Annotated in this window: 7 protein-coding genes; 3 read left to right on the top strand and 4 right to left on the bottom strand. The window is 41.4% G+C overall.

What is annotated here, in order from left to right:
* The first annotated feature begins 140 nt into the window (after positions 1-140).
* From speA to PN499_RS05190, 3 genes are all read left to right on the top strand, one after another.
* Positions 141-2,108, top strand: a complete 1,968-nt coding sequence (gene speA, locus PN499_RS05200) for a biosynthetic arginine decarboxylase (RefSeq protein WP_272030629.1) — start codon at positions 141-143, stop codon at positions 2,106-2,108.
* 65 nt (positions 2,109-2,173) lie between these two features.
* Positions 2,174-2,554 carry a hypothetical protein gene (locus PN499_RS05195; protein ID WP_272030628.1) on the top strand — a complete coding sequence of 127 codons (381 nt, stop codon included), beginning with the start codon at positions 2,174-2,176 and terminating at the stop codon, positions 2,552-2,554.
* A gap of 119 nt (positions 2,555-2,673) precedes the next feature.
* Entirely contained in the window at positions 2,674-8,016 is a 5,343-nt protein-coding gene (locus tag PN499_RS05190; RefSeq protein ID WP_272030627.1) for a SpoIIE family protein phosphatase, read from the top strand.
* A 230-nt stretch (positions 8,017-8,246) separates the two neighbouring features.
* Here PN499_RS05190 and PN499_RS05185 read toward each other — a convergent pair whose 3' ends face one another.
* The 4 genes from PN499_RS05185 to PN499_RS05170 all read right to left on the bottom strand — a co-directional run bounded on the left by PN499_RS05185 (position 8,247) and on the right by PN499_RS05170 (position 12,055).
* Positions 8,247-9,413: an NDP-sugar synthase gene (locus PN499_RS05185; RefSeq protein ID WP_272030626.1), complete on the bottom strand. Its 1,167-nt coding sequence runs from the start codon at positions 9,411-9,413 to the stop codon at positions 8,247-8,249.
* 196 nt (positions 9,414-9,609) lie between these two features.
* Positions 9,610-10,425 carry a segregation/condensation protein A gene (locus PN499_RS05180; RefSeq protein WP_272030625.1) on the bottom strand — a complete coding sequence of 272 codons (816 nt, stop codon included), beginning with the start codon at positions 10,423-10,425 and terminating at the stop codon, positions 9,610-9,612.
* A 260-nt stretch (positions 10,426-10,685) separates the two neighbouring features.
* Positions 10,686-11,075, bottom strand: coding sequence for a LapA family protein (locus tag PN499_RS05175; RefSeq protein ID WP_272030624.1), 390 nt, complete (start codon positions 11,073-11,075; stop codon positions 10,686-10,688).
* Positions 11,076-11,233: 158 nt separating this feature from the next.
* Positions 11,234-12,055, bottom strand: coding sequence for a DUF3153 domain-containing protein (locus PN499_RS05170; protein WP_272030623.1), 822 nt, complete (start codon positions 12,053-12,055; stop codon positions 11,234-11,236).
* Positions 12,056-12,288 lie beyond the last annotated feature (233 nt).

Raw genomic sequence — 12,288 nt, 5'->3', positions numbered from 1 at the left:
GCGGTATTCTTACCGCCAGGATGGCGGCGTTACGTAATCGTGCGTAAGTCCTGTTATATATTGCGAGTCATGGGGCGATCGCAGCAAGCCGAATAAGTTAAACTATCTATTCAACTAATTGCTGTGAGGTTCCCGATCCGATGAGTGCCCCCACCACAACCCCTAACTCCGATATTGCTATCCCTGTGGTTACTGCGATTGCGACTATCCCGCCACAAAAGTCTTGGAAAATTGAGGATAGCGAGAAACTGTACCGCATTCAAGGCTGGGGTGAACCCTACTTTTCGATTAACGCAGCGGGTCACATTACAGTGTCTCCCAAGGGCGATCGCGGTGGTTCCCTAGACTTGTACGATCTGGTAGAATCCCTCAAACAGCGGAGTCTGGGTCTGCCTTTGTTGATCCGCTTTTCGGATATTCTGGAAGACAGGATCGAGCGCTTAAATTCCTGTTTTGCCAAAGCGATCGCCCGTTATAACTACAAAAACGTATATCGCGGCGTATTTCCCGTCAAGTGCAACCAACACCGCCACTTAGTAGAAGATTTAGTCAGATTTGGTCAGCCGCACTATTTCGGCTTAGAAGCAGGTTCTAAGCCAGAATTAATGATCGCTTTGGCAACTCTCAAAACTCCCGGTGCAATGTTAATTTGCAACGGCTATAAAGACCGGGAATATGTAGAGACAGCCATCTTAGCCCAGCGTTTGGGGCAAACTCCAGTAATTGTCATCGAGCAAATTGAGGAAGTTCAACTCGCGATCGAAGCTGGTAAAGTGTTGGGAATTAAGCCCGTGTTAGGTGTACGGGCCAAGCTCAGCACTAAAGGAATTGGCCATTGGGGAAATTCTACAGGCGATCGCGCTAAATTCGGCCTCACTATCCCAGAAATCATGCGTGCAGTTGACGAATTGCGATCGGCAGAAATGCTGGATTCTTTACAACTATTGCACTTCCATATTGGCTCTCAAATTTCATCAATTAGCATCATTAAAGAAGCCATTCGGGAAGCCAGCCACATTTATGTCGAATTGGCTAAATTAGGGGCGAATATGAAGTACCTTGATGTCGGCGGCGGGCTGGGAGTTGACTATGATGGCTCTAAAACTAACTTTCACGCCTCCAAAAATTATAATATGCAGAACTACGCTAACGACGTAGTAGCAGGGGTAAAAGATGCTTGCGACGAGCGCAAATTGCCCGTTCCAATTTTAATTAGCGAAAGTGGTAGAGCCATCGCTTCTCATCAATCAGTATTAATTTTTGACGTACTGGGAACTAGCGATGTCCCCAGAGAAATAGCTGAACCAGTAGGCGCAGACGATCACCTAATTCCCCGCAATCTTTACGAGATTTACCAGTCAATTAACGAGGAAAACTACCAAGAAGTTTATCACGATGCCATCCAGTTTAAGGAAGAAGCCATCAGCTTATTTAACTTAGGCTATTTGGGAATTGCCGAGCGAGCTAAAACAGAGCGACTTTACTGGGCCTGCTGTGAGAAAATCCAGGCGATCGCCCGTCAGAAAGATTATGTTCCTGACGACTTAGAAGACTTGGAAAAAATCATGGCTTCTATTTACTACATTAACCTCTCAGTTTTTCAGTCAGCACCCGACAGTTGGGCGATTAATCAGCTATTCCCAATTATGCCAATTCACCGACTAAATGAAGAACCGACTCAACGGGGAATTCTCGCAGATTTAACCTGCGATAGTGATGGTAAAATAGACCAATTTATCGATTTAAGAGATGTCAAATCGGTTTTAGAATTGCACAAAATTAACACAGGAGAACCATATTATTTAGCCTTGTTTTTGGGCGGAGCCTATCAGGAAATCATGGGTAATTTGCATAACTTATTTGGGGATGCTAACGCCGTGCATATCCAGTTAACTCCCTCTGGTTACAAGATTGAGCACGTTGTCAAAGGTGATACAATGAAAGAAGTTTTAAGCTATGTTCAGTATGATGCTGAAAGTTTGGTTGAGAGTATTCGTCGTCAAACTGAACAGGCTTTGCAACTCAATCAAATTAGTCTTTCTGAAGCGCAACTTTTACTGCAAAATTACGAGCGGAGTCTCGGTTGTTACACCTATCTTCAGAGTTAATGAGGTAATATCTAACACTGATCTGCGGATCGTTATCCTCAGAATATTGCTTACTTTACAGGGTGATGGAAGATCCAGGTATACCTGCTTCGAGCAACTATAATTTCCCAGTAAAGCAACAACAGAAAATCAGCGGACAAGCTATTAATTGGCTCAACCAGAATACTACTGCTCTCTGGGCAAATGCCACCACTCAAGATAATCCTCATGGTCTAAACTGGAATTTAGTTGTAGACTTAGAGAATCGGCAAGAGAAACAACGCTTTTACTCTCAGTATTGGCGTGTTAACATTACTCTATCGGAGCATTCTGTATTATCTGTTCCCGGTAGCTATCAGTTTCGTCTTCAAGCCGATAGCTTCCGGTGGGATAATCGCCCTCCCAGGTTCAATAACCTCTACCTAACAGGGGATTGGGTCGATATTTTCTCAAAGTTTACAGCCTAAAAAAGTCGCCCAAATTGCTAAAAAGGTATTGTCGTTGAAGTTTATAAAAAGCTTGAGCGACTTTTTTAGACCAATCCTTCAACTCAAATATTTATTACCCTACTCAAAACAAATTACAAATGATTAACATCAACGGCTATCAAATTATTACTCAAATCTACGAAAGTACCAACTCCACTGTCTATCGAGGCATCAGACAACAGGATAATCAACCCGTAATCCTCAAATTCCTTAAAGAAGATTATCCCACACCCTCCGAACTCACCCGTTATAAACAAGAATATGAAATTACTCGAAATCTCAATCTGGAAGGAGTAATCAAAGCTTATGAATTAAAACCCTATCAGATGACTCTGTGCATTATCCTTGAAGATTTTGGCGCGTCATCTTTAAAACAGTTGATGAACGAGCGTAGGGAATCAGGTATGGGAGCATTTCCCCTACAGGAATTTCTGAGCATTGCTATTAAAACGGCTGAGATTTTAAGCAGTATTCACGCAGCAAATATTATCCACAAAGATATTAACCCCGCCAACATTATTTTCAATCCAGAAACCGGACAAATCAAAATCATTGACTTTGGCATTTCTACTCAATTCAGCCGTGAAAATCCCACCCTCAAAAATCCTAATGTCTTAGAAGGAACTTTAGCTTATATTTCACCAGAGCAAACAGGAAGAATGAATCGTTCCCTAGATTATCGCACCGACTTTTATTCCCTTGGTGTCACCTTCTATGAATTATTAACAGGAAAATTACCTTTTGAAACAAATGATCCCCTAGAATTAGTACATTGTCATATCGCCAAAGTACCTGCATCTCCCCATCAATTTAATTCAGAAATACCTAAAGCCGTCTCAGATATTGTAATGAAACTGATGGCAAAAACCGCTGAAGAGCGATACCAAAGTGCGTTTGGAATCAGAAATAATTTAGCCGAATGTTGGCAGCAATTAGAAACCACAGGAAATATATTAGATTTTTCTTTAGGAACTCAAGACATTTCTGAGCATTTTCAAATCCCCCAAAAACTGTATGGAAGAGAAACAGAAGTTGAACCACTACTAACATCTTTTGAGCGAGTAGCTAACCCCGAAAAATCGCAAGTAGAAATGATGCTAGTTGCGGGTTATTCCGGCATTGGCAAATCATCCCTAGTAGCCGAAATTCATAAACCAAATACACGACTTCGAGGCTATTTTACAGAGGGCAAATTTGACCAATTTCAAAAAAGTATTCCTTACTCGGCTGTCGTCAATGCCTTTAAGGGATTAGTGCGGCAACTGTTAACTGAAAGTGAAGCACAACTGCAAGAATGGCGAGAAAAACTTAGCAGTGCTTTTGGGATAAATGGTCAAGTAATTATTGATGTAATTCCCGAAGTAGAACTAATTGTTGGGGCACAGCCACCCGTGCCAGAATTAGGAGCAAGTGAGTCACAAAATCGCTTTAATATTGTCTTTGGTAACTTCATCCGAGCCTTCTGCACAAAAGAGCATCCCTTAGTCATATTTCTTGATGATTTGCAGTGGGCAGACTCCGCGACACTCAAGTTAATTGAACTGATGATGACAGATACAGATATGCAATATCTGTTTTTAATTGGAGCTTATCGAGATAATGAAGTTAGCCCTAGTCATCCTTTGATAATGACACTAGATAGATTGCTCAAAGAAGGAGCAACTATCAATTATATTACGTTAGCACCTTTAGCACTAGAAAATATTATACAAATCATCGCCGATACATTATATTGCGACACTAATTCAGTAAAACCATTGGCAGAATTAGTGATGAAAAAAACTGGAGGAAATCCATTCTTTGTTAATCAGTTTCTGAAAACTCTGCACGCTGAAAATCTGATCGCTTTTATCCCCCCTCAGTCCCCCCTTAGTAAGAGGGGAAGTCAAGGGGGATTCTGGCAGTGGAATATTGCCCAAATTGAGGCACAAAATATTACCGATAATGTGGTAGAGCTGATGATAGGCAAGTTGAAGAAACTGCCAGAACTCACTCAGGATGTTTTACGTTTAGCCTCTTGTATTGGGGCTTCTTTTTCTTTAAGCACTCTGGCAATCGTTAGTGAAAAACCCAAAGAGATAGTTTTTTATGACTTAGTTGTGGCAGTTCAAACTGGATTTATATTACCGATATCAGAATTAGATGAAAACCTCTTAATTCAAGATTATAAATTTCTCCACGATCGAGTACAACAAGCGGCTTATACTTTAATTGCCGACTCAGATAAAAAAGGCGTTCACCTGAAAATAGGGCGCTTATTACAACTCAATATGTCCGAGACAGAAAAAGAGGCAAAAATTTTCGATATAGTTGAACATTTTAATCTGGGGCGCGAGTTAATTACCGAGCAAACCGAAAAAATCGCCTTAGCCAAATTTAATTTAATCGCGGCCTGCAAAGCGAAAGACTCAACCGCTTATCTAGCCGCAAGAGAATATTTAGAAATCGGCATATCTTTATTAAGTGGTAATTTTTGGGAAGACCAATATCAATTAACCCTGGAACTTCACAAAGAAAGAGCAGAAATAGAATACTTAAACAGTAACTTTGATCGTGCAGAAGAATTGATTTATTTGGTAATTGAAAAATGCAAAACTAATGTAGAAAAAGCGGGACTTTATAATATTTTGATTGTGATGTTAACCATGATGTCTAAATATGAAGCCGCCATTAATGCCTCTCGACAAGCCTTAAGTTTATTCGGGATTGACTTACCCACTCAAGACTTTACTAATGCTTTACAAGATGAATTATCCGAAGTAGGAAAACTTTGGCAACCAGGAAAAATTAATACCCTGCTAGAGCAACCAGAAATGACTAACCCAGAAATGAGAGCCGCCCTAAATTTATTAGTCAGTGTTGATCCTGCGGTTTATTTCACTAATGCCGAATTCTATGGAATTATTGCTGCTAAAATGGCGGCTCTTTCTATTAAATACGGCCCGATCGCGGCTTCAGCTAAAAGTTATGCCAGTTATGGAATTATCCTAAGTGCAGTTTTACAGGAATATCGATCTGGCTATGAATTTGCGCGTTTAGGTGTAAATATTTCCGATCGATTTAATGACTCATCCATGAAAGCGAAAGCATCTAATAACCTTGGGAATCACGTCCAACATTGGGTTCTCCCCATGAAAGAAGCTGAAGCAATTAATAACGAAGGTTATCAGGCGGGATTAGAGTCAGGAGAACTACAATTTGCGGGCTACATCACTTTCCATCAAATCATCAATTCGTTTGTTTCAGGGAAAGTCTTTAGCGACATATTAGCAGTTTTAGACGATTATTTAAAATTCACTGCGAAAATCAAAAATTTATTGGCTTATCATACTATTATATCCTGTCAACTACCCATTTATAATTTAAGCGGATTGAGCCCTAATCCCAGAGAATTTGCCACCAAATCCCTCACCGAAGTTGATTATATTGAGGAATGTCACACTAATAAAAACCTATTTTCTCTTGGTAACTATTTGACGTGTAAAGCCCAAGTGCTCTACTTGTATGGCGACAATGCTGCCGCCTTAGATTGCATCCAAGAAGCTGAAACTATGTTACCTTATCTGCAAGGGATGATTACCAATGCTATTAATAACTTCTACTATTCTTTAATTTTAGTTGCTCTCTATCCAATGGTTAATCAATCGGAGCAAATTTGTTATCAACAAAAAATTGAAACTAACCAAAAACAAATGAAAATTTGGGCAGATAACTGTCCCGAAAATTTCTGGCATAAATACCTGTTGGTAGAAGCAGAAATAGCCCGTATTTATGGTAAAGAAATGGAGGCACTAGATTTATACGATCGCGCGATCGCTTCAGCTAAGGAAAATGAGTATATTCAGAATGAAGCTTTAGGTAATGAATTAGCAGCTAAATTCTGGTTAGGTAAAGGTAAAGAAGAAATTGCCAAACTTTACATGAGAAAAGCCCACTATGGCTACCAACTTTGGGGCGCTAAGCGTAAAGTAGAGGATTTAGAGCAGAAATATCCGCAGTTAATGCCAAATAAATCAGCCAAGAAACAAACTGATTTACAGACTACTGCTACAAAAACATCTTCCACAACTGGAGGAGGTTCCGATTTAGATTTTGCGACAGTAATCAAAGCTTCCCAAGCTCTAGCTGGAGAAATTGCCCTCGACAAATTGTTAGCCAAGTTAATGACTATTTTACTAGAAAATGGTGGGGCACAAAAAGGTTTTCTCGTTTTATCAGATCGGGGTAAGCTAACCATTGAAGCCACGGGCGAAGTCGATAGAGAGCAAATAAAAGTCTTGCAAGCTTTTCCCCTTGAAGGTAGCGAAAATCTGCCATTTGGGATGCTACAATATGTTGCTAGAACTCAGGAAGATGTAGTTTTATCAGACGCGACAAATGAGGGAGTTTTTACCAAGGAATCCTATATTGTCAAACATCAACCTAAGTCCGTTTTATGTACCCCCATTATCAATCAAGGTAAATTGATTGGGATTCTGTATTTAGAAAATAATTTGACAGTAGGAGCCTTTGCCAGCGAACGTTTAGCAGTCTTGAAAGTCCTCTCTTCCCAAGCGGCTATTTCCATTGAAAATGCCTTATTATATCACACCTTAGAAGCTAAAGTTGAAGATCGTACCGCACAATTGGCTCAAGCGAATCAAGAAATTAGCACTCTTAATGAAATGCTTAAAAAAGACAATCTACGGATGGGTGCGGAATTAGATATTGTCAAAAGACTGCAACAAATGGTGTTACCCAAACAGTCAGAATTGGAGGCAATTGAAGGTTTAGAAATTGCGGGATTTATGGAAGCTGCGGATGAAGTGGGTGGCGATTACTATGATGTATTGAAACAGGAAGGCAGAGTTAAAATTAGTATTGGAGATGTCACCGGACATGGTTTAGAAAGTGGGGTATTGATGATCATGGCACAAACGGCAATTAGAACCCTTGAAAAGATGAAAGAAACCGATCCAGTGAAGTTTTTAGATGTAGTAAATCAAACTCTTTATGATAATCTTGAGCGCATGAAGTCATCAAAAAATATGACTTTAGCTATCTTGGACTACAGCAATGGAAAGCTCAAATTAAGCGGACAACATGAGGAAATAATTGTGGTGCGCGGGGATGGTACACTGGAGTGCATAGATACGATGGAGTTAGGGTTTCCCATTGGTTTAGAAGCAGAAATTGGCGATTTTATTGCTCAACAGGAAGTGCAGTTAAATTCAGGGGATGTAGTAGTGCTTTATACTGATGGAATTACGGAAGCAGCAAATATTAATAAGATATTATATGGATTAGAAAGGTTGTGTGAAGTAGTGGTAGAAAATCGTCAATGTTCGGCGGAAGAAATTAAACAGGCTGTGATTGATGATGTGCGACAACACATTGGTACTCAGAAGGTTTTTGATGATATTACTTTGGTGGTTATTAAGCAGAAATATATCTTTGTATAACGAATCACTAAGACACTTTACAAAGAAAGGGAATAGGGAATAGGGCACAGAAACTATCCTGTTCTCTGTTCCCTAAAACTTTAGCTCTGAGTTTAAAGCTGAGTCAAGAAAAAAGATGTTTTTTGAGATGCGTGGCACAAAAAAACGGCATCCTTAATTTCAATCTCATGTTTTTAAACATGAGTTTTTCCTGTTCCCTTTTGCCCGTTCCCTGTTCCCTCTGAACCTCCTTAATTTTCAGAATTACGGAGAATATCATCGATCGCTTGCCTTTCCTCTCGAGGCTGAGAAGGTAAAACCTGACGGGCATCAGTAATCAGCCAATCAAGAGCCGCAGCCTGGACATCGATCGCAGCCCCAATTTTATCCACGCAATAGCGACCAAATACCAACTTATCTACCAAACGCACCCCCGGCCCCAAACGGGAGTATTCAAAAATCACGCTATTTTCCACTGTTGCACCACTACAGACCCAACAATTAGGGCCAATCATTGTTGGGCCGACAATTTTTGCCCCGTCTTCAATTTTAGTCATACCGCCGATATAAACAGGCCCGGTAATATCAACTTTGTCCCAATTCACCGCTACATTTAAGCCAGTATAGATACCAGGAAAAACTTCTTTTCCGGGAACCGAAACATTTTTAACTTCTCCTGTAAGTACGCTGCGAATTGCCCGCCAATAGTCGGGGACTTTACCAATATCCACCCACTGAAAGTCCATTGAAATCCCATAAAAAGGTGCGCCAATTTCCACCAAATGAGGGAATAGTTCCGAGCCGATGTCATACTCAATACCAGAAGGGATGTAATTGAAAACTTCCGGTTCAAAAATGTAAATACCAGTATTGATATCGGTACTCAGAGCTTCTTCTACGGAGGGTTTTTCTTGAAAGGCTTTAATCCTGCCGGATTCGTCAGTAACGACAACGCCGTAGCTAGAAACCTCTTGACGGGGGACAGATTTCATCACTACAGTTGCGATCGCCCCCTTTTCTCGATGCCACTTGACAGCTTGTGTCAAGTCCAAATCAATCAAAGCATCGCCACAAAGAACCACAAAAGTATCATCAAAAAAAGGTGAAAAGTCTTGGATACGCTTCATTCCCCCTGCTGAGCCCAAAGCTTCTCCAATTAACTCTCCTTCTACAATCCGCCCTTCAAAAGAATAGGCAATTTGTACCCCAAATTTTTGACCGTCTCGAAAATAGTTTTCAATTTCATTTGCTAAGTGGGAAACGTTGACCATAATTTCGTCAAACCCGTGCTGTCGCAGCAATTCCACCAAAAATTCCATCACTGGCTTTTGCAGGATGGGAATCAAGGGTTTTGGAATCGTGTAAGTAATGGGTCGCACGCGGGTACCCTTTCCGGCTGCCAGAATCATGGCTTTCATCTTTAACTTCCTCAACCCTCACTCAATTGATACCAGTGCAAGCATTTAATCCTAACGATCGCGCCCTGCTGCTAGGCGGCGATTGTACCAGACACCAACTCGCTTTTAGGCGACATCGTACCAGGGTATCAATCATTTTCCCAATTTAGCTGGATTTCTCGATTTGTGAATACCAATTACTACTAAAAATGTCACTTCAAATCGGTCGAATCTTGAGGTCTTGGTAAAATTCCTCTTGAAGTAACTCTACTTTGGACTGAGCTGATAGCAGCAACAGCGCCCAAAAAATCCCCACGCGATCGCCCTGGGGCGAGGAATGAGCATCGGTACTAGCTGCAAATTCTGGGGCCGCAGAAGAGTGTAAATTCTCCTGTTGCCACAACTCTAGCAGTTGTTCTATATCCAGCCACTCCCCCCCCACTACCGGGCCATGTTCTGCCAAAAATCGCTCAAGTTCCGTAGCAGTTTCTACAAGATTTTCCTGGTGGGCCAGTTCCGCGATCGCACGAGCAGCCTGAGCCCGCACCTTAGAGCTAGTACGGCGAGGACGGGCAGGAAGGGGCGTTTCTTCAATTGCTGCCTGCATCAACTGTAACTGCTCGATCAGCTCTTGGAGAGTAACGGGGCGTTTTCTAGGTAACTGAGATACCGCACGCCGACGTAACTGCCTTTCTAAGTTTTGTGGTAACTGCCGCCCCGCTAATTCTTCAGACTCTAACAACTCGCCATCTTCTGGCAATTCCGGGGGAGATTCCGATAAAACCAGACTTTCTGCCTTCAGCAGTACCAACATCGAAGCATACAAAAATGCCTGCCCGGATTGAGACAAGTCAGCAAAATCACTCTCAGTACCAGGCTCGCAAGCAGGAGCCAGTTTACTCAAGCAGCGATCGATCACTTCAATGACTTGCACATCCCAAGGGTCGATTTCTCCCTTTTCTGCTAACTCAATTAAAAGTGCAATACCCTCGGAAATCGTTGCGAACCCATTTTGGGCTGTGGAAACGCTCATAGCCTTGGCTGCGCCTGTAGTTTAATCAGAATTACTGCCAGAAAGAAGTTAGTTATCTAGGACTTACACACGATCGCAGTACGGCCGCCATCTTGGCGGTAAAGTCACCGCTCTTGGAAAGCGGCGTTACTGATAGTTTTGCGTAAGTCCTGAACTACAATCAAATCAATAGTTTCAGCAAGTTACAACCTCAAGAATCATCCAATAGGTTGCCATACAATTGATTAATTATAGCGGCCCTAGCTTTTTTCCATCCCCTTTCAATTACCAACAACCTTCGCTTTCTCTAGATCGTTTAATTCAGCATTAGAACTTAGAGATTTGCTTTCTGGGAGCAAGGGCAGTTTTTGTTCTAGTTCTACCTTATAGCGTTCAATATCTTGCTCTAATTGCTGAATACGCTGCTCTTTTTGGCGAATTTGGCGACTCTCCTCGCGAGATCCGAGCATCCGCTGCATTCTCGACCACAAACTGAAAATCAATGCTAGAACAGCCCCCAATCCCGTAGCGATAATTAGCTCTACACACAGCGGGGCTTGAAATTCGACACCTTGGATTATTTGAATAGTTGTAGGCTCGGTATTTTCTAGACTAAAAATAACCAGAGCTAAGCAAATTAAGAAGATGAAGAAAAAGTTGAGAATCCGCATTTTTTTAATTAGTAATAAGTAGAACCTAGAAGGAAGAAGGGAATAGAATCACAAGTTTCAGCTATATCAATGAGGCCTAAGTCCTATTTTAGGTAACTTGTAGCACTTCAGTCCTGTTAATTGAGCTGAAGTGCAAACAGCTAGCTTTCCTTATTGCCTTAAACCTTCACTTCTGAAGCTGGTTGTCGTTTTCCTATTCCTATTGCTGGTAAAAGCTGATATTTTAGATAGCTGCCAGCCAAAACTAATAAGGCAATAATAACAGTACCAATTCCTACAGGACTTGGCAGCCAGAAAATCGCCTCCAAATAGTTGATTTCACCAGGCTTTAACTTCCAAGTTAACTGATTTCCTGCTTCTATACTGGGAGTAATACCATTAGCAGCAGCCTCAATACTTTTTGCTCCCCAAGGAGTTCTCAAACTAAATTCTAATCCCAAAAGTTGACCGGGGCTAACTAGCACATTCCCACTACTGGAAAGCAGGGAAAGCGATCGCAAATCTAATTCCAAAGTCAGGCGATTTCTTAGGAACAAAACGAAGTTATTTTGATCGACATTGATGTGGCATCCAAACTTAGGCAAATCTGTCTCAAGAGAGTTAGCAACCCGATCGTTTTGATCCTCAACAGGATTAAAAAATTGGTTGAACTTTTCCTCTAATTCAGCCCCATTATTAAAAGGAATCCTGACAGTAACTTCGCTATCAGACAGCCGCTTAGTTCTCCCTTGTAGCGATCGCACGCGGCGGTCTATACTATCTAACCATTCCCGGACTGTCTCGGTGCTAAAGCTAGTCAGCCTTTCTCCCAGTTTGATGTGCTGCACTATCTCCCCGTGAGTTTGACTGTCGAAGTTAACTCCCACATCGTAATTCACGCAACCGCCAAGCATTGTTAAAATGCAAAAGGCAAAAGGCAAAAGAAAAAGAATAGGCTTTTTTCTTTTCCCTGTTTCATCACGATTTTTTTGCTCTTTCATACTTCCATTTTCCCTTTTTACTTTTTAACTTGCTTTTTGATTGCTAGGGGCTACGATGCTCAGGGTTAGGGGAAGAAGGGAAGAAGGAAATAAGGGAAGAAGGGAAGAAGGAAATAAAGGAATAAAATCAAGGCTTTTAGAAACTCAGAATGTCCTTACCACCTTGACAGTTGCTATAAGTAAAATTACCTTGTAACGCCGCCCTCTGGGCGGTTTAATTACCGCCCAGAGGG

Origin of the sequence: Kamptonema animale CS-326, from assembly GCF_028330895.1 — a bacterium.
Classification (GTDB): domain Bacteria; phylum Cyanobacteriota; class Cyanobacteriia; order Cyanobacteriales; family Microcoleaceae; genus Kamptonema; species Kamptonema formosum.
Note: the sequence above shows the minus strand (reverse complement) of the source record. Positions and strands in the feature narration are given on the sequence as shown.